The organism is Arthrobacter gandavensis, assembly GCF_015355785.1.
GTDB lineage: Bacteria > Actinomycetota > Actinomycetes > Actinomycetales > Micrococcaceae > Arthrobacter_B > Arthrobacter_B gandavensis_A.
On sequence record NZ_JADKYW010000002.1, the window covers coordinates 1 to 24,388 of the forward strand.

Sequence of the window (24,388 nt, forward strand, 5' to 3'; positions counted from 1 at the left end):
GCCAATTCAACCAATTAAAATAATCGGTATCAATAAACTTGGCACACTATTGAGTTCTCAAACAACAGGCACATCCGGCACCGGGAGGGCTTGAATCCTTGAGGATCCTGCGCTCTCCGTCGCTCCGGAGCAACTTTTCTAGCTTAGTACCACTCGGCAGTCCGTGTCAAACCGACTGTCTTCGCGATATCCGCTGCGGATCTTGCGATCCCCTACGCTTCCCGGTTCCCCGTTCTGCGCGGATATAAACTCTAACACGGTTTTGGGGAGGCTACGACCACCTCCCCAAAACCGCCCGTTGCGGCGCTACTTCCGCGGGGTGAGGTACAGCAGGCCCAGGGGCGGGAGCCGCAGCGACGCAGAGGCGGGCTGGCCCTGGAAGCCGCCTTCCTCTGCCTGGACTACCCCCATGTTGCCTACGCCCGAGCCGCCGTATTCGACGGCGTCGGTGTTCAGCCGCTCCACCCACTCCCCCGCCCAGGGCAGGCCAACCCGGATGCCTTCATGCGGGCTGCCGGAGAAGTTGGCGATGCAGACCAGCGGATTGCCCTGTCCGTCCCACCGAATGAAGGAGAGCACGTTGCGCGCGCCGTCGTTCTCATTGATCCACTGGAAGCCGGAGGGTTCGTTGTCCCGGGCATACAGCGCCGGGGTTTCCCGGTAGATGGCGTTCAGTTCCCGGACCAGCAACTGCACGCCTCGGTGCTGGGGGGTGTCGGTGAGATACCAGTCGAGGCCGTACTGCTCCGACCATTCGGCTTCCTGGCCGAACTCGGTTCCCATGAAGATCAGCTGCTTGCCGGGGTGGGCCCACTGGAATGCCAGATAGGCGCGGACGTTGGCCAGCTGCTGCCACCGGTCGCCCGGCATCTTGCGCAGCAGGGATCCCTTTCCGTGCACCACTTCGTCATGCGAGATGGGCAGGAGGAAGTTCTCCGTGAACGCGTACACGAGCGAGAACGTGAGCTTCGCGTGGTGGTACATCCGGTTGATCGGATCCTCGGACATGTACTCGAGGGTGTCGTTCATCCAGCCCATGTTCCACTTGAGCCCGAAGCCGAGGCCGCCGGTGTTCGTGGGGGCAGTAACGCCGGGAAACGCCGTCGACTCTTCCGCGATCATTACGATGCCCGGTACCCGCCGGTAGGCGGTGGCGTTGACTTCCTGCAGGAAGGAAATCGCCTCGAGGTTCTCGCGTCCGCCGAACTCGTTTGGCCGCCACTGGTCTGCCGGCCGGGAGTAGTCCAGGTAGAGCATGGAGGCTACGGCGTCCACCCGCAGGCCGTCGATGTGGAACTCCTCCAGCCAGTAGACGGCGTTGGCGACCAGGAAGTTACGGACCTCGCGGCGTCCGTAGTCGAAGATGAGTGTTCCCCAGTCTGGCTGTTCGCCGCGCAGGGGATCGCCGTGTTCGTAGAGCGGCTGGCCGTCAAAATTGGCCAGCGCCCAGGAGTCCTTGGGGAAGTGGCCGGGTACCCAGTCCAGGATGACGCCGATGCCCGCCTGGTGCAGGGTGTCCACAAGGTAGCGGAAGTCATCCGGGTGCCCGAAGCGCGCGGTCGGGGCGAAGTAGCTGGTGATCTGGTAGCCCCACGAACCGCCGAAGGGGTGCTCGGCCACGGGCATGAACTCAACATGGGTGAACCCCTGCCAGGTGACGTACTCCGCCAGCTGGCGCGCCAGTTCCCGGTAGTCCAGGCCGAGGCGCCAGGAGCCGAGGTGGACTTCGTAGACGCTCATCGGGGTGTTGTGCGGATCGCGTTCGGCGCGCGCGGCCATCCAGTCCTGGTCCTCAAACCGGTAGGTGGATTCAACAACCCTGGACCCGGTCAGCGGCGGAGCCTCCGTTCCCTTGGCCATTGGGTCGGCTTTCTCCCGCCAGACGCCGTCCTGGCCGAGGATTTCGAACTTGTAGCGCGAGCCGGGTTCGACGTCCGGGATGAAGATCTCCCAGACACCGGAGCTTCCCAGCGAACGCATCGCATGGACTCGCCCGTCCCAGGCGTTGAAGTCACCCTCGACCCGCACGGCCTTGGCGTTCGGGGCCCAGACCGCAAAGCTGACGCCGTCCACTTCTCCGAGCACCGAGTTGTAGTGGTGCGGATTGGCTCCCAGCACGGTCCAGAGCTTCTCGTGCCGTCCCTCACCGATGAGGTAAAGGTCCATTTCTCCGAGGCTGGGCAGGAACCGGTAAGGATCGTCCACGACTGCCGGCGGAACGCCGTCGTACGTCACTTCCAGGCGGTAGTCGGGCACCTGTCCCGGAACCGGTGCCGGCATCGTCCCTGCCCAGATGCCGTTGTGCTCATGCTGCAGCGGTACCCGGCCCTCCGGGGTGATGGCCGCGACTTCGCCGGCCAGGGGGCGCAGCGTACGGATAGTCACCGTTCCGTGGTCATCCAGATGGGCGCCCAGCACTGCGTGCGGCTGGTAGTAGCTCCCGCTGGACACGGCGTCCAGGACGTCCTGCGCCACGGGCAGCGGGGTGCCGGTGCCCGCCGGTACGGCGGCGGGTGAAGCTGCGGCAGTGCCCGACGGCGATGCCCCCGACGCGGCACCCGCGGCCGCGGCGGTGCCGCCGGTGCCCCTGGGGTGGACGGGGTCGGACTCTGGGGTTGTGTTCACGTGGTTCGTTTCCTGTCCGTTCGGCGGGTTTTGCTGCAACCTGAGTTCTTCCAGCACCTGGCGGGCGGCTGTCGCCGGCACCTCGATCCAGGCCGGGCGGTTGCGGATCTCATAGACGACCTCATACAGGGCCTTGTCCAGCCAGAGCGCTATGTAGAGCGGATCGGCACGGTTGACCTGCTTTCCGGTCTCCTTCTCGTAGCCGCGCAGGAAGGCGTCGGCTGCGGCCTGCGTCCAGAGGGCCGCCTGGACCCTGCGGGCCGTGTGCTCGTCCAGGTCCTCCGGACCGGCCCCGGAAGACCCGATGACCGCAACGGCCGCGGCGTAGTCGATGGACCGGAGCATTCCGACGACGTCGCGCAGGGCAACGTCCGGGAGGCTCCGTTCAGCGGCGGGCCGGAGCGGCTCTCCCTCAAAATCCAGCACCGTCCAGCCGCGGGCAGCGGAGTGGAGCACTTGGCCCAAATGGTAATCCGCGTGGATGCGCTGCAGGCTGGGCAGGGAAGACAGCTGCTCCACGGTCTCCACCAGATGCTCGAACGTCTCGTCATACGGGCCCACGTAGCTGCGGGCTTCCTCCCACTCCCACGTGAGCCTGCGTACCAGGGAGTCGATGAACTCCTGCTGCTCGGCCGGCGTGGGCTGGCGGGCGCCGAAGGCGGCTTCAAGCTGTGAATGGATCCGTCCCGTCACTGCTCCGAGCTCTTCGGCTTCGGCTGAGAAATCGCGTCCGGCGACGGCGGCGGACGAGGCGGTGCGCCACGCGTCCTCGCTGTCCGGAATGAATTCCCGGAGCACGCTTACGTCGCCGGTGACCCAGGCGCCTGCACCGGCGTCGTCATACACGTCTTCCCAGCTGCCGGTGACCCAGCCCAGCGTGGCGGGGACGTCCTGGGAACCGCCCTCCGTGAGCTTGGCACTGACCACTACGTCGGGGCTTTCCCCCGCGGCAAGCACGCGGTAGAACTTCACGATCACCGGAGCCTTGCTGGTCGCCGCAATAACCGAGGTATTGGACTGCTCGCCCTTGAGGACCCGGATGGCGAGGGTTTCAGTAAAGGCATCCCAGTCCCCGAAACCGTCCAGGGCGTATCCGTGCGTGCGGCCGTCCAGCGAACTGGACTGCGAGCGCATGCTTTCAAGCCAGGCCGTGACGAACACGGGATCCGCGGTGGCGTCGTACAGCCATTGCCGGCCCTTGTCCGGATGCTCGACGATGCCCAGGAGCGAGTCGCCGAGTTCCTCCACCGGATCGGCCCGGGTGCTGACAGGCACGCTGATGACGTCCACGCGCCGCCCGGATTCAACCGAGACAAAGTGCACGTGCATTTCCACCGCGCCCTGGGGGTCTGCCAGTTCAATACCGCCGACGCGGCGAAGGACCACATCCTTTCCCTTGGCCGGAAACCATCGCTGCCGGGGCAGCCAGGCAGTGAGGAGTTCGGGCAGGGTCGGGATGGTTTCTGTCATTTCGCCGTGGCCTCCGGGGCAAGTATCAGTGGGATTGCTTCGGTCTGCGGTGAGCTGGTGTTCGATCGCGGCGAGCGCAGGCGGAGCCAGTAGAAGTCGTGGCTGCCGAGGGTCAGGGTCAGTGACCCGTCCTTGCCGAAGGTGGGGAAAGGTGTTCCGCCGAAGGCATCCCGCAGTCCCCGCTCGGCGAACTCCGGCAGCTTGACGGTGGCAGCCACCGGATGCTGGGAGAGGTTGAACATGCAGAACATGGTCTCCCCCACCTCGCCTTCGGGGTTGTCGTCCGGCAGCTCACGCAGGAACGCCAGGACGGCCTCGCTGTCCGTGGGGACATTGCGGTAGGAACCCATGCCAAAAGCCGGATGGGTCTTGCGGACCATGATCATCTGCCGCAGCCAGTGCAGCAGCGAACTGGAGCTGGCCAGCTGCGCCTCGACGTTCACATGGTTGTAGTGGTAGACCAGCGACTGCACTACCGGAAGGTAGACCTTGCCCGGGTCTGCCGTGGAGAAGCCGGCGTTGCGGTCCGGGTTCCACTGCATGGGGGTGCGTGAGGAGTCGCGGTCCTCCAGCCAGATGTTGTCTCCCATGCCGATCTCGTCCCCGTAGTACAGAAACGGACTGCCGGGCAGCGAGAGCAGCATCGCGTGGATCAGTTCGATCTCCGCCCGGGAATTGTCCAGCAGGGGCGCCAGCCGGCGCCGGATGCCGATGTTGGCTCGCATCCGGGAGTCCGGCGCGTACCACCCCAGCATGGCCTGGCGTTCCTCATTGGTAACCATTTCAAGCGTCAGCTCGTCATGGTTGCGCAGGAAAGTGCCCCACTGGCCGCCCTGGGGGATGTCCGGGGTCTCTTCCATGGTCTGGATGATCGGCGCAGCCTTCTGGTCACGCAGGGCGTAGAACAGGCGCGGCATGATCGGGAAGTGGAAGCACATATGGCATTCCGGCCCGGTCTCGTCGCCAAAGTATTCAACTACCTCGTGCGGCATCTGGTTGGCTTCCGCCACGATCACCCGGCCGGGGTAGTTTTCGTCCACCATGGTCCGCAGGTCCTTCAGGAACCGGTGGGTTGCCGGGAGGTTCTCGCAGTTGGTCCCGTCCTCCTCGAACAGGTACGGGATGGCATCTGCGCGGAAGCCGTCAATGCCCTGGTCGAGCCAGAACCGCACGACGTCGAACACCGCCTCGACGACCTTCGGGTTCTCGAAATTCAGGTCCGGCTGGTGGCTGAAGAACCGGTGCCAGTAGAACTGCCGGCGTACCGGGTCGAAGGCCCAGTTCGATTCTTCCGTATCCACGAAGATGATCCGGGCGTCTTCGTACTTCTGGTCGGTGTCTGACCAGACGTAGAAATCGCCGTAGGGACCGTCCGGGTCGTTGCGGGATTCCTCGAACCAGGGATGCTTGTCCGAGGTGTGGTTCAGCGGCAGGTCGATGATGACCCGCAGGCCGCGGGCGTGGGCCTCTGCCACGAGCCGCTTGAAGTCGCTGATGGTGCCGAACTCGCTGAGCACGTCGTAATAATCGGAGATGTCGTATCCGCCGTCACGCAGCGGGGACTTGAAGAACGGCGGGAGCCAGAGGCAGTCCACGCCCAGCCACTGCAGGTAGTCAAGCTGGGAGATCAGGCCGGTGAAGTCCCCGTTGCCGTCTCCGTTCGAGTCGCGGAAGCCCCGGACCAGGACTTCGTAGAACACTGCCTTGCGGTACCAGTTCGGGTCGTTCGTCAGTCCTGGAGCGTGCAGCTGGAAGGGATTTACCATGCCGATCCCCTCCGCACGGCGAACACGTGGGCCGGTTCGTAGTGTGCGTCCAGGCGCACGTAGTTGTACTGTCCCCAGCGGTAGCTTGCGCCGCTGATCAGGTCGTCCACCCAGAACGTGCCGTCTTCGTTGAAGTCCTGGGGATCAAGATGCAGGGCATCCATATCCAGGGTTACGGTGCACTCGCGGGCACTGTGCGGGTCCGTGTTCACCACGATGATGAGCGTGTCCTTACTGCTTGGATCGGAAAGATCGACGTGCTTGTGCTTGGAGTAGGCGACCGTGGCTTCGTCAGTGCTCGAATGCACCGTGAGGTTCTGCAGGTCTCCCAGCGCCGGATGGTCGCGCCGGATCTGGTTCAGCCGGGCGATGTACGGGGCCAGGCTGCGGTTCTCGGCTTCGGCTGCCGCGAAGTCACGCTGCTTGTACTCGAACTTCTCGTTGTCGATGTACTCCTCCGCGCCGGGACGGGCCACGTGCTCGTAGAGTTCATACCCGGCGTACATGCCCCACAGCGGGCTGGCCGTGGAGGCCAGCACGGCCCGGATCTTGAACGCGGGCGGGCCGCCGTACTGGAGGAACTCCGTGAGGATGTCCGGGGTGTTCACGAAGAAGTTGGGCCGGAAGAACGCCGCGGTCTCGTGTGAGACCTCGGTGAAGTACTCCTCGATTTCCTTGCGGGTGTTCCTCCAGGTGAAGTACGTGTAGGACTGCTGGAAACCGGCCATGCCCAGCGCGTGCATCATCGGCGGGCGGGTGAAGGCCTCGGCCAGGAACACCACGTCCGGGTGCTGCTTGTTGACGGTGCCGATGAGCCATTCCCAGAACTGCAGGGGCTTGGTGTGCGGGTTGTCCACGCGGAAGATCTTCACGCCGTGGCTGATCCACATCAGGACGATCCGAAGGATCTCCTGGGAGAGGCCCTCGTAGTCGTTGTCGAAGTTGAGCGGATAGATGTCCTGGTACTTCTTGGGCGGGTTCTCCGCGTACGCGATGCTGCCGTCCACCCGGGTGGTGAACCATTCCGGATGCTCGGCCACCCAGGGATGGTCCGGGGATGCCTGCAGTGCCAGGTCGATGGCGACTTCGAGCCCCAGCCCCGAAGCGGCCTCGACAAAGAAGTCGAAGTCCTCGAAGGTGCCCAGGTCCGGGTGGATCGCGTCGTGTCCGCCTTCCGCGGCCCCGATCGCCCAGGGCGACCCGGGGTCCTGCGGGCCGGCAACCAGCGTGTTGTTCGGCCCCTTGCGGAAGTTGGTGCCGATGGGGTGGATGGGCGGGAGGTAGATGACATCGAAGTTCATCCGGGCAACCCGGTCCAGGCTGCGCGCTGCGGTGCGGAAGTTCCCCGAGGTCCAGGAAGCGGTGGCGGGGTCGAAGGAAGCGCCTTCGGAGCGCGGGAAGAACTCGTACCAGGCGCCGCGCCCTGCCCGGTCGCGTTCAACGTAGATGGGGAAGCGCCGGGAGGCGGTCACGAGGTCGCGGATCGGCTCCTGCTCCAGCAGCCGGACCAGTTCCGGACGGCTGGCAGCGGCCAGCCGCATGCCCGGATCCAGTGCCTGGTCCTCGAGCACCCTGGCGGTCTCCCGCAGCACGGCGGCGCCGTCTTCGTTCCGGCCGGCTGCGGCAGCCGTGAAGAGGGCCCCGCCTTCGGCCAGCATCAGCTCGACGTCGATCCCGGCGCCGATTTTTACTTCGGCGTTGTGGTGCCAGGTGCCGAACACATCAGCCCAGCCTTCCACCGTAAAGGTGTACTCGCCGGTCGACGGGGGGCGGAGCAAACCCTCCCACCGGTCCAGGCCCTGTCCCACGGGGTGCATTCTCCGGCGCTCGACTTCCTGCCCCTGCGGGTCGTAGAGCACGGCCGTGACACCTACGAGGTCATGCCCTTCACGGAAAACCGTTGCCCCGATGACTAGGTCTTCTCCCGGGACTGCCTTGGCAGCGAAGCGGCCGCACTGGATCACCGGAGACACATTGAGGATCGGAATCCGGCCGAACCGGAGTTCCGCGGCGGGCTGGACATTAGCTGGCAACGCGCTGGATGTGGTCACAGACTAGACGTTAGCGACATTCAGGGCAGATTGCTAAGGGCACGTACTTTTTGGCGCATCGTCACAAGTCAGGGTGGGTATGCCCGAAATCCCCGCATGTCCGGGCAGGGTTGGGGAAAATGGGTTAAATCCTCGTTGCTTTTGCGTGACGGAGGACACTGCCGATGCGTTCTGCGCTAGCCTAACCGGGGTGAAGGCAATCCGAAGGTTTACCGTCCGAACCGTCCTCCCCGACAGCATTGCACCGCTGGCGAGACTTGCAGGAAACCTGCGCTGGAGCTGGCACCAGCCCACCCGGGAGCTCTTCAACGACCTCGATCCGCGGATCTGGGCACAGAGCGGACACGATCCCGTGCGGGCCCTGGGCATGGTCAGCCGCCAGACCCTTGAGCGAATCTCCGGCGACGCGGGATTGGTGGACCGCATCCGGTCCCTGGACGAGAGCCTGGAGCACTACCTGACCGAGCCCCGCTGGTATCAGTCCCTCGGTGAGGACGCTCCCCGCTCGATCGCCTACTTCTCCCCCGAGTACGGCATCTCCGCGGTGCTGCCGCAGTATTCGGGCGGCCTCGGGATCCTGGCCGGGGACCATTTGAAATCAGCCTCGGATCTTGGCGTTCCGCTGATCGGTGTGGGCCTGCTGTACCAGGCCGGCTACTTCAAGCAGTCCCTCTCCCGCGACGGCTGGCAGCAGGAGACATACCCGGTCCTGGACCCCAACGGCCTGCCGCTGACCCTGCTGCGTGAAGAAGACGGAACTCCCGCACGCATCAGCCTGCCCCTGCCCAACGGGCGGCACCTCATGGCACAGATCTGGCGTGCCGACGTCGGCCGCGTTCCGCTGCTGCTCCTGGACACGGACGTGCGCGGAAACGACGACGCCGCCCGCGGCATCACGGACCGCCTCTACGGCGGCGGCGGAGACCACCGGCTGCAGCAGGAGCTGCTGCTGGGCATGGGCGGCGTGAAGGCGCTGCGCGTCTTTGAACGCCTTACCGGAGCGCCGGCACCCGAGGTCTTCCACACCAATGAGGGCCACGCCGGGTTCCTTGGGGTGGAACGAATCCGGGAGCTCATGGACACCGGGATGCACTGGGAGGAAGCGCTCACCGCTGCCCGTGCCTCCACCATTTTCACCACGCACACTCCGGTTCCCGCCGGCATCGACCGCTTTGACGCGGGCGAGGTGCGGCACTTCCTGAACGCGGGCCTGGCGCAGTCGGTGCCGACGAACAAGGTGCTGGCGCTGGGCGCGGAGGACTATGAGGGCGGGGATCCGCATGTCTTCAACATGGCCGTGATGGGACTGCGGCTGGCCCAGCGGGCGAACGGCGTGGCCAAGCTGCACGGCCAGGTGTCCCGTGCCATGTTCTCCGGGCTCTGGCCCGGGTTCGATGTCTCGGAAATCCCGATCACGTCGGTGACCAACGGCGTGCACGTGCCCACCTGGGTGGATCCGGAGCTGACCCGGCTGGCGCAGGAAGAATTCGGCGTCGCCACGGTGCACGACCGCGATTGGACCCGTGCCTATGAAGTCAGCGACGAGCGTTTATGGGACCTGCGGCGCAGGCTGCGGAGCAACCTGATCGACGACGTCCGCCGCCGCGTCCGGGCCGCCTGGCGCAAGCGCGGCACCCCTGACGCCTCCCTCGGCTGGACCGACGACGTCCTGGACCCGGACATCCTGACCATTGGTTTTGCCCGCCGGGTGCCCACCTACAAGCGTCTGACGCTGATGCTGCGGGACCCTGCCCGGCTCAAGGCGCTGCTGCTGCATCCGGAGCACCCGGTGCAGCTGGTGGTGGCCGGCAAGTCCCATCCCGCGGATGAGCAGGGCAAGCGGATGATCCAGGACCTGGTGCAGTTCACCGACGATCCCGAGGTGCGGCACCGGATCGTTTTCCTGCCCAACTACGACATCGCCATGGCGCGCACCCTGTTCCCTGGCTGCGACGTATGGCTGAACAACCCCATCCGGCCGCTGGAGGCCTCCGGCACGTCCGGTATGAAGTCCGCCATCAACGGCGGCCTGAACCTGTCAGTCATGGACGGCTGGTGGGACGAGATGTACGACGGCGAGAACGGCTGGGCGATCCCCTCGGCCAATCCCCGTGAAGGCATCCACACCCGGGAGCTGTACACCGCGGACCAGCGCGACGACATTGAGGCTGCCGCACTGTACGACCTGCTGGAGAAGACCGTTGCGCCGCTGTTCTACGGCCAGGAACCCTCCTCTGACGCCGGCTCGGCCGGCCCCTCGGAAGCCCCGGCGGATGCGCTGCCGCACGAGTGGCTTGAAATGGTCAAGCACACGCTGGCCGAGCTGGGCCCGAAGGTCTCCGCCAACCGGATGCTGCGGGACTACGTCAACAACCTGTATCGTCCGGCCTGCCAGTCCGGCCGGGCTGCCGCCGCGGACCAGTACCAGGCGGCAAGGGACCTGGCAGCGTGGATCCTGCGGGTCCGCGATGCCTGGGGCGGCGTGGCGGTGGAGCATGTCGACTCCATCGGTATCTCCGATGCCCCCCAGATCGGCGACCGGCTCACCGTCCAGGCCTACGTGAACCTCGGTTCGCTCAAGCCTTCGGACGTGGTGGTGGAAGCCGCCTACGGACAGGTGTCCGAGGCGGACAACCTCAGCGACCACCAGCTTCTGGAGCTCCGCGTGGCGGAGGACCTTGGCTCCGGCCGGTACCTCTACTCGGGGGAAATGAACATCGAGCTGGCCGGCCCGTTCGGTTACACCGTCCGGGCGCTGCCAAACCACCCGGGGCTGGCGTCAAAGGCCGAACTTGGCCTGGTGGCGAACGCCTAAGTCCGCGCAGGAACACCGAAGTCCGGTTCCTCCGGGAGATCAGATGCGGTAGACGCTGACGGAATTCCCGGCGGCACGGTCCTTCTCCCCGCAGGCCAGGCGGGCGCCGTTCCGGCGCCCGTCCGGGTCTGCCGTGGAGAAAACCAGCTCATAGAGGTCCCCCTCATTCGCGGTGACTCCGGCTTCATCCAGCGTCCGGCGCTCGGGCAGTACAATGTCTTCCGGCTGCGGTCCACCGTTGATGACCACCAGACCGGCGCGCTCGCCCTTTTCTGAGCCAATGAGCAGCTGCAGCACCCGGCAGCCCGGATCGTGCCAGGCGGCGTCAGTCATCGGCTCGCCCGCGGCGTCGAACCAGAGCAGGAACGCATCCTGCGGATCTGCCGGGAATGCGTACGGCTGCCGGGACAGAAACTCGCGGCGCAGGCGCAGCAGGGCTGCGGTGGCTGCGAACATGCGCTTCGCGGCGTCGTCGTGGTCCCAGGAAAGCCAGGCCGTCGCATTGTCCTGGCAGTAGGCGTTGTTGTTGCCGTGCTGGGTGCGGCCGGTTTCATCGCCGGCGGTGATCATCGGAACGCCGACGGACAGCAGCACGGTGGCCATCAGGTTCCGGGCGGTCTGTTCGCGGTGCTCCCGCAACTGCGGATCCTGCGTCTCGCCTTCAGCCCCGTGGTTCCAGCTTCGGTTGTGGCTCGACCCGTCGCGGTTCTCTTCGCCGTTAGCCTCGTTATGCTTGTGGTTGTAGGCCGTCAGATCCGCAAGGGTGAACCCGTCGTGGGCGGTCACCAGGTTCACGGAGGCCAGCGGGCTGCGCCCGGAACGGGCGAACAGGTCCGCCGATCCGGCCAGCGCGGTTCCCAGCCGGGCCAGCGAACCCGCCGGCTCCCCTGCCGCCGTGGCTGCTTGGTCCACCAGCCAGAAATCGCGGGCGGTGTCGCGGAAGTGGTCGTTCCAGTCGGCCCAGCCGGGCGGGAAGTTCCCGGTCTGCCAGCCGTCCGGACCAAGGTCCCAGGGCTCGGCAATCAGCTTGACGCCGTGCATCACGGGGTCCGCCGCGAGGGCAACCAGCAGCGGGTGCCTGCGGTCGTAGTGGTTTGCGGCGTCCCGGGCCATAGTCGGAGCCAGGTCGAAGCGGAATCCGTCCACGTGGTACTCGGTGACCCAGTAACGCAGCGAATCGAGCGCCAGCTGGATCACGCGGGGTTCACTGAAGTCCAGGCTGTTGCCGCAGCCGGTGGTGTCGATGTACCGGCCCTCCGCGTCGTGCCGGTAGTAGGTCTCCTCGCCCAGGCCGCGCCAGCACAATGCGGGTTCGTCCTGCCCGCCTTCGGCCGTGTGGTTGTAGACGACGTCCAGGAACACTTCGATCCCCGCAGCGTGCAGGTCCCGAACCATGGTCTTGAACTCGTCCTGCACAGCCTGGGGGCCGGCTGCCTGCGCCGTGGGGGTGGCGTAGTCCAGGTGCGGGGCGAAGTAGCCCAGCGTGTTGTAGCCCCAGTAGTTGCTCAGCCCCAGTTCCCGGAGGTGGCGTTCGTCGATGTGGAAGTGGACCGGCAGCAGTTCCACCGCGGTGATTCCCAGTTCCTTCAGGTACCGGATAGTTTCGATATGGCCCATTCCCGCGTAGGTGCCGCGCAGGTCCTCAGGGAGTGCCGGGTTCAGCCTGGTCATGCCCCGGACGTGGGCTTCGTAGATCACCGAGTCCCGCCAGCGGGTGTGCGGCTGCTGGTCGCCGTCCCAGTCGAAGCGGTTTGACGTGGCAACGGAGAAATAGAGAGGTTTATCCCCCGCCCGTTCAACGGTGTCGATGCCGCGCCCATAAGGATCGAGGAGCAGCTGGAAGGACCCCGGATCAGCAGGCAGGGGCGTTCCGTGGCCCCAGAACCCGTAGCGGATTCCTGGACGCAGTCCTTCCACGCGGCCGTGATGCACTCCGGCCGAACGTCCCTCCAGCAGGGTGGAGGTCCACTGCCCGGGCTGGACTTCAAACCAGACGTCCACGGCTTCCAGGCCGGGTGCGTAGACGGACACGTTGACGGCGCCCGGAACATCCTGGACGCCCGCCACACTGTCGTGGACGCCCAGGGGGAAAGCCCGGGAGACGCGTTCTGAAGGGGTCTGCCTACCTCCGGTTACGACATGTGCCATGCTGCCTCTTCCGGCGCTCAGCTGGATTCAGGCGGAGCGCTGACGTGAAACTTCGTACAGGGTGATCCCGACGGCCATGGAGGCGTTCAGGGATTCCATGGCCGAGTCGATTGGGATTGAAACAATCTGGTCGCAGTTTTCGCCCACGAGGCGGGATAGTCCCTTGCCCTCGGAGCCGACCACGATGCACACAGGTTCCTTGGCCAGCGCCAGGTCCGGCAGCGAAACGTCGCCGTCGCCGTCCAGGCCGAGGACAAAGATGCCCATCTTCTTGAAAGTCTTCAGCGTGTTGTTCAGGTTTCCGGCGCGGGCCACGGGGACGCGCACGGCTGCACCGGCACTGGTCTTCCAGGCCGAGGCCGTTACGCCGACGGACCGGCGCTCGGGAACAATCACGCCGTGGGCGCTGAAGGCAGATGCGGAGCGGATGATCGCGCCGAGATTGCGCGGATCGGTGATGCCGTCCAGTGCCACGAAGAGCGGCGCATTGGCAATGTGGCCCTTCTTCCAGGCCTGGATGGTCTCTTCGGCGAGGTCGATCGGATCCGCGTATTCGTAGGGCGGGATCTGCAGGACCAGGCCCTGGTGGACAGCCTCATTGGTCATGCGGTCAAGCTCGGGCTTGTGCGTTTCCAGAACGGGCAGGCCGCGCTCGGCTGCCATCTTCAGGGACTCACGCACGCGGTCGTCCATGTCGATCCGCACGGCCACGTGCAGGGCCTTCGCCGGGATGCCGGCGCGCAGGGCCTCGACCACCGAGTTGCGGCCGGTGACCACTTCTTCGGCTACCTTGCCGCGCGCAGGGGCACTGCGGCTGCCGGAGCGCTGTCCGCCGTGCTTGGCGGCGGAACGCTCGGACAGCTGCTTGTTCTTGTATGCCTTGTGGTAGGGCCGGTCTTCAGCCTTGGGCGTCGGTCCCTTACCTTCGAGGGCTTTGCGCCCGAGGCCGCCGGTGCCCTGGCTGGGGCCCTTTTTGGCTTTGCGAATCGCGCCGGGTCGTCCGTGGTTGGCCATGGGTAATACACCTTAAGTAGAAGAAAGCACTACTTCTAGTCTACGCAGGCCGTCCAAACCCGCGTGCCCGGCGCCCGGGGTGTTAGCCCCGAGCTAACGGCTACCCCTGTTCCAGCGACCAGACGGCCCCGTCAGCAGTGTCTTCGACGACTACTCCGGCAGCGGTCAGGGCGTCGCGGATGGCATCCGCACGGGCCCAGTCCTTCGCGGCACGGGCCTGGCTGCGTTCGAGCAGCCGGTCCTGGATCAGGCTGTCCAGCGCTGCGTGTTCAGGCCCGGCTGCCGTCCCCGCGGACTGGACCGCGTCCAGTCCCAGGACAGCGGTCATGGCGCGAACCTGGAATAGTGCGGTGCGGACTGCGTCGAGGTCCGACGCCGCCAGCGCGGTGTTGCCGGCACGCACCGTTTCGTGCAGCACGGCCAGCGCCTGAGGCACATTCAGGTCATCATCCATGGCTGCACCGAAAGCTTCGGGGAGATGCTGCGGGCCGGCGGCGGCGCCGTCGTTCCCCGTCTTGACCGCTGCCTTGGCGATGAACCCGTCGATTCGTTCCACGGCCGCTGCCGCTTCCTGCAGGGAGGTGGGCCGGTAGTCCAGGACGGAGCGGTAGTGCGCCTGTCCCAGGTAGTAGCGCACCACGCGCGGGGATGCTTCGGCGAGCATCTGCGCCGGGCTGACGGTGTTGCCAATGGACTTGGACATCTTTTCGCCCTCGAAGGTGACCATGCCGTTGTGCATCCAGAAGTTGGCGAATCCGTCGCCGGCAGCCTGGGACTGGGCCATTTCGTTCTCGTGGTGCGGGAAGCGCAGGTCCAGGCCGCCTCCGTGGATGTCGAAGCGGGGGCCGAGGTACCTGGTGACCATGGCGGAGCATTCAAGGTGCCAGCCGGGCCGGCCGCGGCCCCAGGGGCTGTCCCAGGCGGCGGTCTCCGGGTCGGTGTCCTTGTGTCCCTTCCACAGCGCGAAGTCCCGCGGATCGCGCTTGCCGCGCGGATCGGCGTCGGGCGCGGCCTGCATGTCGTCAATGTTTTGCCGGGTCAGTGACCCGTAAGCGGGCCAGGACCGCACATCGAAGTACACGTCCCCGGAGTCGTCCAGGGCCGGGTACGCGTGCCCTGCTTCGATGAGGCGCTGGATCAGGGCGTGCATTTCGGGAATGTGGCCGGTGGCGCGCGGCTCATAGGTGGGCCGCTGGACGCCCAGTGCGTCATACGCGCGGGAGAATTCCTGTTCAAAGCGGTAGGCCAGCGCCCACCACGGTTCGTCGGGAACAACGCCGTCGGCGGGCTCCGCGCCTACTGACGCGGCGGCCTTGGCCAGGATCTTGTCATCGATGTCCGTGACGTTGCGGACGGTGTTTACCCGAAAACCGCGTGCCTGCAGCCAGCGCGTGAGCTGATCGAACGCGATCGCGGAGCGGATGTGCCCCACATGCGGCAGGCCCTGGACGGTGGCACCGCAGTAGTACAGGCTGACCTGCCCCGGAACGAGGGGCTCAAAGTCCCGGACCTGCGCGCTTGCTGTGTCATAGAATCTCAGGCTCACTGCTCTAGGCTACCGCGTGCTGCCAGCCGCCCCCGCAGGCAGGTTACGCTTCCGGCCAGCGGATCAGACCGCGACGACGACGGCGGTCGCCACGGCGGCGATTCCCTCACCCCGGCCGGTGAAGCCCAGCCCGTCCGTGGTGGTGGCGGAGACGTTCACGGGAGCTCCGGCAGCCTCCGTCAGGACGGCTTCGGCCTCGCTTCGGCGGGGGCTGAACTTGGGCCGGTTGCCGATCAGCTGAACCGAAATGCTGCCGATCCGGTAACCCGCTTCGCGGACCAGCCGCGCGGCGTGCGCCAGCAGCACTGTTCCCGCCGCTCCCGCGTACTCGGGGCGGTCGGTGCCGAAGTGCGTGCCAAGGTCCCCGATCCCCGCTGCGGAGAACAAGGCATCGGCGGCAGCGTGGGCTACCACGTCGCCGTCGGAATGCCCGGCGAGCCCGCGTTCGCCCTCCCACAGCAAACCGGCGACCCAGAGCGGCCGCGGCGCGTCCAGGGGTGCGAAGGCATGGACGTCGGTGCCGATGCCGGTGCGAGGCAGTGCTTCCACGGTTCTTAGTCCTCCTGCATGGTGGAGCCGCCGGACAGGACAGCTTCGGCAAGAAGCAGGTCCAGCGGAGTGGTGATCTTTAGGGACATGGCAGAACCTTCCACGACGTACACCGGGATGCCGAGGCTTTCCACCAGCATCGCGTCGTCCGTGATGGCGGAGGCCTGCTGGCCGTCGAATTCTGCAGCGGCGGCGTGCGCGCGGCGGAGGACACCCGCCTCGAATCCCTGCGGCGTCTGCACTGCACGCAGGGAAGAACGGTCCGGCGTGCCGGTGACCTGTGCCGGGGCCGGGGAGTTCCCGCCCGTTGGCTGGACGGATTTGACGGTATCCACCACCGGAACGGCTGGAATAACCGCCTGGGCTCCGACCGCTAGGGCGGTGGTGACCCGGTGGAACACCTGGGCCGGTGTGAGCGCCCGGGCTGCGTCATGCACCAGCACCGCGTCAAGGTCCTCGGGGAGGGCATGAAGCGCTGCACGGACTGAATCGGCCCGTGTGGCACCCCCGTCCACTACCTCGAGGGGGCAGCTGAGGGGCGTGGCTGCGCACAGGGCCCGCAGCGCAGTGTCCCCTGCGGGGACGGCTACGGCGATCACGGAGGCCACGCCGCTGGCATCGACTCCACGCAGCGCGTGGGCCAGGAGCATTTCCCCGGCCAGGGGGACCTGGGCTTTGGGCATGCCATAGCCGAGACGCTGGCCGGACCCGCCGGCCACCAGGATGACGCCCACACGGTAGGGGCCGGGAATGGAATCAGACACGGCTCAAGCCTAGTGCCATGGCACGCGCAGCGCGCGGCACAGGGGCAAACGGAGTGTTAAACAGACGTTGCCGGCCCGCTTGGCAGCGGGCCGGCAACATGAATCGTGAATTAGCTGGAAAGGACCTCGTCCAATACAGCGGCAGCCTGGTCCTCGTCAGTCTTTTCGGCCAGGGCAAGCTCCGAAATGAGGATCTGGCGTGCCTTTGCAAGCATGCGCTTCTCGCCCGCGGAAAGACCGCGGTCGTGGTCGCGGCGCCACAGGTCGCGGACGACCTCGGCAACCTTGACGACGTCGCCCGAAGCGAGCTTCTCCAGATTTGCCTTGTAACGGCGTGACCAGTTTGTCGGTTCCTCAGTCAGTTCGGCACGGAGGACATCGAAGACGTGCTCGAGGCCTTCCTTGCCTACGACGTCACGAACCCCAACGAGGTCAACGTTCTCAGCCGGTACTTCAATGGTCAGATCACCCTGTGCCACCTTGAGCTTGAGATACATCTTCTCTTCGCCCTTGATGGTCCGCATCTTGATCTCTTCGATCTTCGCGGCACCGTGGTGAGGGTAAACAACTGTTTCGCCAACCTCAAAAACCATGTGGACTTTCCCCTTTCCCGAACCCCAGTTTAGCATGTGGACGACACGCCGAGAAGAGTTTCCGCAGGTCAGCGGGCCGAGGCCCAAAACTGAGTATTATTCGGCCTCCCGCCGGTAGCTTCGTGAGCACTTCGGAGCAGCCCCCTGACGTCGCTAAATCCATGTTTTAGGGGGTTTGCCGATAGGCTAGGAGTAAACGTCCCCTCGGTCCTCCGACCGCCACCCCTCAGGAGTTTGTGCTGTGATTTTCACAACCAGGAACCGGACGCGGAACGCTGCCGCCGCCGGTGTTATTGCGCTGTCGCTGCTGGGCGCCACCGGCTGCAGTGCCGTGAACGATCAGGCCACCACCATGCAGTACTCTCCGTCCGACGGCATTGTCCAGGATCTGGGGGACCTGCAGCTGCGCAACATCCTGGTTGTCAGCGACGGCGACGGCGAACCGGGACGCCTGATGGGCACCGTGGTCAACGATTCCTCGGACCCGATCAACCTCGAGCTCTCCATTGGCGGCTCAAACCTGACCTGGAACATCCCCGGCGGCGGCAAGGTTGTCTACGACGACGCTCCGCAGTCCGAGGTACTGGTCGAGACGGTCAGCGTTGTTCCGGGCACCGGCATCCGCGCCGAAGCCAGCTACGGTTCGGAGAGCGCCGAACTGAACGTGCCCGTCGTTGACGGCCAGGTTCCCTACTACCGCGATTACCTCCCCACCGCCGAGCCGTCACCGGAACCCAGCGGCGAGGCCTCGGAGACTCCGGCTCCGTAAGAAGCCGAGAACACTCAACAAGCCCACAACATGGGAAAGGGTCCGTCCGGTTCTCCGGACGGACCCTTTCGCATGCCTGTGCTGCCTGGGCTCAGGCTTCGAACTTGTAGCCCAGCCCGCGCACCGTCACCAGGTGCTGCGGCGCGGAGGGATCGGGCTCAATCTTTGCCCGGAGGCGCTTGACGTGGACATCCAGGGTTTTGGTGTCCCCCACGTAGTCCGCTCCCCACACCCGCTCGATGAGCTGGCCTCGCGTCATCACGCGCCCGGAGTTCCGCAGCAGCATCTCCAGCAGCTCGAACTCCTTCAGCGGCAGGGAGACAGGTGTGCCGTCAACGCTCACCACGTGGCGGTCCACGTCCATCCGGACCGGGCCTGCCTGGACCGTGGAGCCGCTGAGGTCCCCCGAATCGCTGCGGCGGCGCAGCACCGCCCGCACCCGGGCCAGCAGTTCGCGGGAGGAATACGGCTTTGTCACGTAGTCATCGGCGCCGAGCTCCAGCCCCACCACTTTGTCGATCTCCGCGTCACGCGCCGTGAGCATGATGACGGGCACGTCCGACCGCTGGCGCAGCTGCCGGCACACCTCGGTGCCGGACTGCCCCGGCAGCATCAGGTCCAGGAGCACCAGGTCCGCTCCGGAACGGTCAAACTCCGCAACGGCGTCCAGGCCGTTGTCCACCACTGCGACGTCGAACCCCTCGCGTTCCAGGAGGTAGGACAATGGGTCGCTGAAGGACTCTTCGTCCTCCACAATCAGGATCCTGCTCAACTTACTCCTTGCCGGCCGGCGTGGATGCGCCGCCTGTCCGCGGCGGGCTGTCCGCCGGGTCCTCGCTGTCCGCGGCTTCCATTTCCGGAAGCCGCACGGTGAAGGTCGATCCTTGTCCCGGCTGGGACCATAGGCTCACTTCGCCGCCGTGGTTGGAGACCACGTGTTTCACAATGCTCAGGCCCAGCCCGGTGCCGCCGGTGTTGCGGGAACGGGCTGCATCGATGCGGTAAAAGCGCTCGAAGACCCGTTCCTGGTCCTCGGCGGCGATGCCGGGGCCGCGGTCCGTGACCGTCACCTGGGCCAGGCCGTCACGGGACCGGATGCCCACGCCCACCTGGCTGCCCTCCGGCGAATACCGGATCGCGTTGTCGATCAGGTTCCGGAAGGCAGTGGTCAGCATGGGACCGTCGGCGTAAACCGGGTTCTCCGCGGACCCGCCCACCACCACGGTGATGTTCCGCCGTTCCGCGGACAACCGGTTGGCTTCGACGGCGTCGTGCACCAGCTCCGTGATGTCCACCGGCTCGGCGTGGTCCACCATATCGGTGCCCTGGAGCCTTGAAAGTTCAATGATGTCCTGCACCAGGGCGGAGAGGCGCACCGTTTCCTTGTGCATCCGCTTCGCAAACCGGCGCACTGCTTCCTCGTCCGCAGCGGCGTCGTCGATTGCCTCCGCCAGCAGGGAAATGGCGCCCACCGGCGTCTTGAGTTCGTGGGAGACGTTGGCAACGAAGTCGTTGCGCATTTCCTCGGTCCGGGTAGCTTCCGTGCGGTCATCGGCCAGGATGAGGATGTACTCCTCGGCAATCGGTGCGATCCGCAGCTGCAGGATCAGGCTCCCCTGCCCCATCAGGCCGCGGTTCAGCTCTACGTTCCGGTCTTCGATGACGCCGTCGCGCCGCACCCTGGCGGTGAGCTCCAGCACCTCTTCCTGCATCAGGGTGTGCCCCCGCACCAAGCCAAAGGCGTAGGCGCCCGGGCTGGCCCGCACCACGCCGTCGATGCCGTCCACCACGATGTAGGCGCGCCCGAGGACGCCCAGGATTTCTGCTGCGCCTTCGGACAGGGCCGGCTCGTCCACCTCGGCCAGGTCACGGCGGTGCCGCTGGCTGGAGATATAGGCGACGACGCCGAATACACCCACGGCCAGGCCGAGGATGCCTGAGAGCAGGCCCAGGAGTACAGGATTCACAGTCCTAGCTTAGGCTGACGCATTTGTTCCGGCGGGCACTGCGGTGGCATTCGACCAACCGTTAAACTAACGTTCACTTCAAGAGGGCCGACCGTTAACCAGACGCTGGCAGCATAAATGCAGCCGCGGATCTGCTTCCGCAGCCCTGAAAGAGTTGATCGAAAGGACGCATTCAGTGCGCAAGGTTTTCCAGGCCGAGCTTCACCAGATCGGTGAGGAGCTGACCCAGATTTCACAGCTCGTCACCGAGGCGATGAAGAAAGCCACGCAGGCGTTCGAGACTGCCGACACTGAGCTGGCTCAGGATGTCATCGCTGCTGATGCCCGCATCGACTTCCTCCAGAACGACCTCGACGAGCGGGCCATCGACGTCCTCGCCCTGCAGGGACCGGTGGCTAGCGACCTGCGGATGATTGTCGGTTCCCTGCGGATGAGCGCTTCCCTGGAGCGCATGGGGGACCTGGCCCGCCACATTGCCCAGCTTGCCCGCCTGCGCTACCCGGCCAACGTTGTGCCGGAGAACATGGTGGAAACGTTCAGCGAAATGGCGCGCCTGGACATCGCCATTTCCGAGCTGCTCACCGAATTGCTTGAGACCCGCAACCTGGAGCTGAGCAAGGACATTTACGCGCACAACACGCGCATCAACGAGCTGCACGCGGGCGTGTTCAAGGCCGTGGCTTCCGCGGACTGGAACAACTCCCCCGTGACCACGGTGGACCTGACCCTGGCCAGCCGGTACTTCGAGCGCTTCGCTGACCACGGTGTATCCGTAACCCGCAAGGTCAACTACCTGGTGACCGGCGAATGGCAGCCGATTTCCGAGAGCTCGCTCTAGCCCTTCCCCCCATCGAGATGACAGAAACTGCCCGTATGAACTCTCATACGGGCAGTTTCTGTCATCTCGATTAGTGAGGGCTACTTCTTCTGCTTGCCCTGATTGGCGACGGCCTGGATGGACGCGGCTGCAGCTTCCGGATCCAGGTAGGTGCCGCCGGCCTTGACCGGCTTGAGCTCTTCATCGAGTTCGTAGACCAGCGGGATGCCGGTGGGGATGTTCACGGCGGCGATGTCGGCGTCGGAAATCCCGTCCAGGTGCTTGACAAGTGCACGCAGCGAGTTGCCGTGGGCGGCGATCATCACGGTCTTCCCGGACTTGATGTCCTGCGAGATTTCGTTCTCCCAGTACGGCAGGAAGCGTTCCAGGACGTCCTTGAGGCACTCGGTGCGCGGCAGTTCGTCCCCGCTGAGGTCCGCGTACCGGGCGTCATGCGCCTGGGAAAAGTCGCTGTCATCCGGCAGGGGCGGCGGCGGGGTGTCGTAGGAGCGGCGCCAGAGCATGAACTGCTCCTCCCCGTACTCCGCCAGGGTCTGTGCCTTGTCCTTGCCCTGGAGGGCGCCGTAGTGGCGCTCGTTCAGGCGCCAGCTGCGCTTGACGTCGATCCAGATGCGGTCGGCTTCACCCAGGGCGATGTTGGCCGTGTTGATGGCCCGCTGCAGCCGCGAGGTGTACAGAATGTCGGGGAGGACATCGTTCTCAACCAGCAGCTCTCCGGCACGCTGTGCCTCGGCCCGGCCCAGGTCCGTGAGATCCACATCCACCCAGCCGGTGAAGAGGTTCTTTTCATTCCATTCACTCTGCCCGTGGCGCAGAAGGATCACTTTGTAGGTCATAAAAGCATCGTAGCCGCAGAGCAGGGACACATGGCAGGGCGGTGCGTAACCAACGGGCGGAGACCGCTTCATTCGCCCGGGCCGGCTCTGGTCAGGAGCATCCAGTGCGGGCCGGTAACATTGTTTGGTGAAAATCGCGTCAAAACCCGTAGGAAATGTGACCCGGGGCACTACAAACCCCAACAGGCTCCGACGGGTTGACCGATGGCTTTCAGGCCCCGAGGGGTGGCGCCTGCGCCGGGCGGAGGACCCGCTGGTGATCGATCTGGGCTACGGCGCAGCGCCCGTGACGGCCGTGGAACTGCACTCAAGGATTAGCGGGGTGCGGGCAGACGTCAGCGTGGTGGGCATCGAAATCGACCCCGAGCGGGTGCGGGCCGCCAAACCGCTGGAACGCCAGGGACTCAGCTTCCGGCAGGGCGGGTTCGAGCTGCCGCTGGGCGGTAGGCGTCCGGTCATGGTGCGGGCCTTCAACGTCCTGCGGCAGTACGGCGAGGACGAGTACGCCGCCCACTGGGATATGGTGTGCAGCCGGCTGGCGGACGGCGGGATTTTCGTTGACGGAACCTGCGACGAGATTGGCCGCCGCTCCACGTGGGTGGTCCTGGAGGCCCACGGGCCGGTGTCGCTGAGCATTTCGCTGCGTTTCGGGGCCTTCGACCGGCCGTCCGACGTCGCGGAGCGGCTTCCCAAGGCGCTGATCCACCGGAACGTTCCCGGGGAGCGCGTGCATACGTTCCTCCAGGCGATGGACAAGGCCTGGACGGCCGCCGCGCCGATGGCGTCCTACGGCAACCGGCAGCGCTGGATCGCGATGTGCCGCGCACTGCGCAGCGAGGGCTGGCCGCTGCTGACCGGGCCTGCCCGGTGGCGCCTGGGCGAAATCACCGTCGCGTGGAACGCCGTCGCACCCTCAGCTGGGCTGGAACCAGGCGGACAGGAACGGAACTAGGAGCGCAGCCCTACCAGGAACCGTAGGCTCCGCCGCGTCCCTTGGATTCGTTGAGCGCCGGGCGCACGTCGGCGAGGTAGACGGATGCGGCTACAACGGCTGCCAGTTCAAAGAGGAGCAGGGCCAGCGGGCCGAAGAGCAGCAGGGACAGCAGTCCGACGGCGGCAGCACCGCCGGTCAGGCCCAGCCAGAAACCCTTGGTGCGCTTGTAGGCACGCTCAAACTCCGCAGGCTTGCGCCGGGCGCAGTCGGCAAACGCCCACAGCTCGATTCCCAGCGCCACGATTCCCAGCGCCAGGTAGATAAGGTCCCGCAACAATTCAACAAGTGCCACGGGACCACCCTACCGTGGAAGCGCCTGGTCCAGGTCCCTCCAGAGGTCCTCGACGTTTTCGATTCCAACCGAGAGCCGCAGCAGGTTCTCCGGAACTGAGACCGGCTCCGAAGGCTGGCGCCGGCGCCGCTCGATCAGCGATTCAACACCGCCGAGCGACGTGGCCGGCAGCCAGAGCCCAACCTTCTCGGTGACGGCGTCCGCGGCTTCGGCGCCCCCGGCCACCTCAATGCAGACGATCGAGCCGAAGCCGTCCATCTGCGCTGCGGCGCGGGCATGGCCCGGGTCCTGCGGCAGTCCGGGATAACGGACGGCTTCCACGCCGGGGTGGGATGCCAGCCGGGCGGCAAGGTCCATCGCCGATTCCATCGAGCGCTGCACCCGCAGGGCCAGCGTCCGCAGTCCGCGCAGGGCCAGCCACACCTCGAACGGACCGCCGACGGCTCCGTGCAGGGACCGGTAGGTGAGCAGCCGGGCGCGCAGCTCCGGATCGGAGGTCACCGTGGCGCCGAGGATGACGTCCGAGTGCCCCGAAAGGTATTTCGTCACCGAATGGACTACGACGTCGGCGCCGAGCTCCAGCGGGCGGGTCACCAGGGGCGTGGAGAAGGTGTTGTCCACGACCACCAGGGCCCCGGCCCGGTGCGCGGCGGCCGCCAGGACAGCGAGTTCGGCTACCTCGAGCATTGGATTGGTGGGGCTTTCCAGCCAGAGCATGGCAGCGCCGTCGAGCGCCGCGATAACCTCTTCGGTATCCGCAATGTCCACGGTGCGCACGTTGATGCGGCCGTCGCGGGCGTCTCCGGCAGCGAGCAGGAGCGAACCCTGGTAGCTGTGCCGGGGCATCACCAGCGTGCCGCCGGCCGGAATCAGGGACATGGCGGCAATGACGGCAGCGAGACCGGAGGAGAAGACCAGTGCCGGAAGCTCGGCACTTTCGAGCGCGCCGAGGGCTTCCTCGAACGGGTCCCAGGTGGGGTTTGAATAGCGGCCGTAGACCCGGTCCCCGTCCTTGGTCTCCCGGGTGCCCAGGAAGGTTGAGGTCAGGACGATCGGCGGGTTGACGGCGGCATCCGCGGCGCGTTCGGGGCGCCCCGCGGAGACGACGGTGGTTTCCACCGATAGCTGTCCTGCTGCGTGCCCGTGTCCGGTTGCTGTGCTCATGGGTTTCAGCCTAGACCGCGGGCCATCCCTGTGCTGGCCACCCGGCGGCGCGGCCGTCATGTTCCTTCACCAACCCGTCACACCCACCGGGACCCAGCGCACGGCGCCGCCGGCAGGAACCGCCCGAAGCCCGGCGCTGCGGACCATCCCGAACGCCGCAGCAGTTTCCCAGCATGACTGGGTAGGC

At 66.0% G+C, this 24,388-nt stretch carries 18 protein-coding genes; 4 read left to right on the top strand and 14 right to left on the bottom strand.

Going from position 1 to position 24,388, the window contains the following annotated elements; all coding sequences use genetic code 11:
• Positions 1-306: 306 nt before the first annotated feature.
• The 3 genes from glgB to ITX31_RS00035 are packed head-to-tail and all read right to left on the bottom strand — an operon-like array spanning position 307 to position 7,912.
• The gene (gene glgB, locus ITX31_RS00025) at positions 307-4,095 is read right to left on the bottom strand and encodes a 1,4-alpha-glucan branching protein GlgB (RefSeq protein WP_194781463.1); all 3,789 of its coding nucleotides are present in this window, start codon (positions 4,093-4,095) and stop codon (positions 307-309) included.
• Positions 4,092-5,861, bottom strand: coding sequence for a maltose alpha-D-glucosyltransferase (treS, locus tag ITX31_RS00030; RefSeq protein WP_194781464.1), 1,770 nt, complete (start codon positions 5,859-5,861; stop codon positions 4,092-4,094). Before treS ends, glgB begins: the two co-directional genes overlap by 4 nt.
• Positions 5,855-7,912 carry an alpha-1,4-glucan--maltose-1-phosphate maltosyltransferase gene (locus tag ITX31_RS00035; protein ID WP_323745528.1) on the bottom strand — a complete coding sequence of 686 codons (2,058 nt, stop codon included), beginning with the start codon at positions 7,910-7,912 and terminating at the stop codon, positions 5,855-5,857. Before ITX31_RS00035 ends, treS begins: the two co-directional genes overlap by 7 nt.
• Positions 7,913-8,102: 190 nt before the next feature.
• Between ITX31_RS00035 and glgP the strand changes: the two genes are divergently transcribed.
• Entirely contained in the window at positions 8,103-10,727 is a 2,625-nt protein-coding gene (gene glgP, locus ITX31_RS00040; protein ID WP_194781465.1) for an alpha-glucan family phosphorylase, read from the top strand.
• 39 nt (positions 10,728-10,766) lie between these two features.
• Here glgP and glgX read toward each other — a convergent pair whose 3' ends face one another.
• From glgX to ITX31_RS00070, 6 genes are all read right to left on the bottom strand, one after another.
• On the bottom strand, positions 10,767-12,875 hold the full coding sequence (gene glgX / locus ITX31_RS00045; RefSeq protein WP_194781466.1) for a glycogen debranching protein GlgX: 2,109 nt from the start codon (positions 12,873-12,875) through the stop codon (positions 10,767-10,769).
• Positions 12,876-12,902: 27 nt separating this feature from the next.
• Positions 12,903-13,889: a 23S rRNA (guanosine(2251)-2'-O)-methyltransferase RlmB gene (rlmB, locus tag ITX31_RS00050; protein WP_194781467.1), complete on the bottom strand. Its 987-nt coding sequence runs from the start codon at positions 13,887-13,889 to the stop codon at positions 12,903-12,905.
• Between the two features lie 100 nt (positions 13,890-13,989).
• Complete coding sequence (gene cysS / locus ITX31_RS00055) at positions 13,990-15,435, bottom strand: cysteine--tRNA ligase (protein ID WP_194781468.1); 1,446 nt, start codon at positions 15,433-15,435, stop codon at positions 13,990-13,992.
• Positions 15,436-15,498: 63 nt separating this feature from the next.
• Positions 15,499-15,984 carry a 2-C-methyl-D-erythritol 2,4-cyclodiphosphate synthase gene (gene ispF / locus ITX31_RS00060; protein ID WP_194781469.1) on the bottom strand — a complete coding sequence of 162 codons (486 nt, stop codon included), beginning with the start codon at positions 15,982-15,984 and terminating at the stop codon, positions 15,499-15,501.
• Positions 15,985-15,989: 5 nt separating this feature from the next.
• On the bottom strand, positions 15,990-16,748 hold the full coding sequence (gene ispD, locus ITX31_RS00065; protein ID WP_323745529.1) for a 2-C-methyl-D-erythritol 4-phosphate cytidylyltransferase: 759 nt from the start codon (positions 16,746-16,748) through the stop codon (positions 15,990-15,992).
• Positions 16,749-16,858: 110 nt separating this feature from the next.
• A complete protein-coding gene (locus ITX31_RS00070; protein WP_055240754.1) occupies positions 16,859-17,341 on the bottom strand; it encodes a CarD family transcriptional regulator in 483 nt (160 codons plus the stop codon).
• 241 nt (positions 17,342-17,582) lie between these two features.
• Here ITX31_RS00070 and ITX31_RS00075 point away from each other — a divergent pair, with 241 nt between their 5' ends.
• Entirely contained in the window at positions 17,583-18,110 is a 528-nt protein-coding gene (locus tag ITX31_RS00075) for a hypothetical protein (RefSeq protein WP_194781470.1), read from the top strand.
• Positions 18,111-18,201: 91 nt separating this feature from the next.
• Here ITX31_RS00075 and ITX31_RS00080 read toward each other — a convergent pair whose 3' ends face one another.
• Together ITX31_RS00080 and ITX31_RS00085 are read right to left on the bottom strand one after the other, a co-directional pair.
• Positions 18,202-18,882, bottom strand: coding sequence for a response regulator transcription factor (locus ITX31_RS00080; protein ID WP_194781471.1), 681 nt, complete (start codon positions 18,880-18,882; stop codon positions 18,202-18,204).
• A 1-nt stretch (position 18,883) separates the two neighbouring features.
• On the bottom strand, positions 18,884-20,077 hold the full coding sequence (locus ITX31_RS00085; protein WP_194781472.1) for a sensor histidine kinase: 1,194 nt from the start codon (positions 20,075-20,077) through the stop codon (positions 18,884-18,886).
• A 175-nt stretch (positions 20,078-20,252) separates the two neighbouring features.
• On the opposite strand from ITX31_RS00085, the gene phoU reads away from it, so the two are divergent.
• Positions 20,253-20,915: a phosphate signaling complex protein PhoU gene (phoU, locus tag ITX31_RS00090; RefSeq protein ID WP_194781473.1), complete on the top strand. Its 663-nt coding sequence runs from the start codon at positions 20,253-20,255 to the stop codon at positions 20,913-20,915.
• 80 nt (positions 20,916-20,995) lie between these two features.
• Here the strand turns inward: phoU and ITX31_RS00095 are convergent, their stop codons facing one another.
• Positions 20,996-21,751: a phosphoglyceromutase gene (locus ITX31_RS00095; RefSeq protein WP_194781474.1), complete on the bottom strand. Its 756-nt coding sequence runs from the start codon at positions 21,749-21,751 to the stop codon at positions 20,996-20,998.
• Between the two features lie 157 nt (positions 21,752-21,908).
• Here ITX31_RS00095 and ITX31_RS00100 point away from each other — a divergent pair, with 157 nt between their 5' ends.
• Complete coding sequence (locus ITX31_RS00100) at positions 21,909-22,703, top strand: class I SAM-dependent methyltransferase (RefSeq protein WP_323745530.1); 795 nt, start codon at positions 21,909-21,911, stop codon at positions 22,701-22,703.
• Positions 22,704-22,713: 10 nt separating this feature from the next.
• Here the strand turns inward: ITX31_RS00100 and ITX31_RS00105 are convergent, their stop codons facing one another.
• Entirely contained in the window at positions 22,714-23,037 is a 324-nt protein-coding gene (locus ITX31_RS00105; RefSeq protein ID WP_091608029.1) for a DUF2516 family protein, read from the bottom strand.
• 9 nt (positions 23,038-23,046) lie between these two features.
• A complete protein-coding gene (locus tag ITX31_RS00110; RefSeq protein ID WP_194781476.1) occupies positions 23,047-24,201 on the bottom strand; it encodes a trans-sulfuration enzyme family protein in 1,155 nt (384 codons plus the stop codon).
• Positions 24,202-24,388 lie beyond the last annotated feature (187 nt).

What these genes read in the sequence shown, in the direction of transcription:
- glgB (WP_194781463.1), bottom strand. Translation starts at nt 4,095, where the DNA reads ATGACAGAAACCATCCCGACCCTGCCCGAACTCCTCACTGCCTGGCTG.
- treS (WP_194781464.1), bottom strand. Translation starts at nt 5,861, where the DNA reads ATGGTAAATCCCTTCCAGCTGCACGCTCCAGGACTGACGAACGACCCG.
- glgX (WP_194781466.1), bottom strand. Translation starts at nt 12,875, where the DNA reads ATGGCACATGTCGTAACCGGAGGTAGGCAGACCCCTTCAGAACGCGTC.
- rlmB (WP_194781467.1), bottom strand. Translation starts at nt 13,889, where the DNA reads ATGGCCAACCACGGACGACCCGGCGCGATTCGCAAAGCCAAAAAGGGC.
- ITX31_RS00070 (WP_055240754.1), bottom strand. Translation starts at nt 17,341, where the DNA reads ATGGTTTTTGAGGTTGGCGAAACAGTTGTTTACCCTCACCACGGTGCC.
- ITX31_RS00095 (WP_194781474.1), bottom strand. Translation starts at nt 21,751, where the DNA reads ATGACCTACAAAGTGATCCTTCTGCGCCACGGGCAGAGTGAATGGAAT.
- ITX31_RS00110 (WP_194781476.1), bottom strand. Translation starts at nt 24,201, where the DNA reads ATGAGCACAGCAACCGGACACGGGCACGCAGCAGGACAGCTATCGGTG.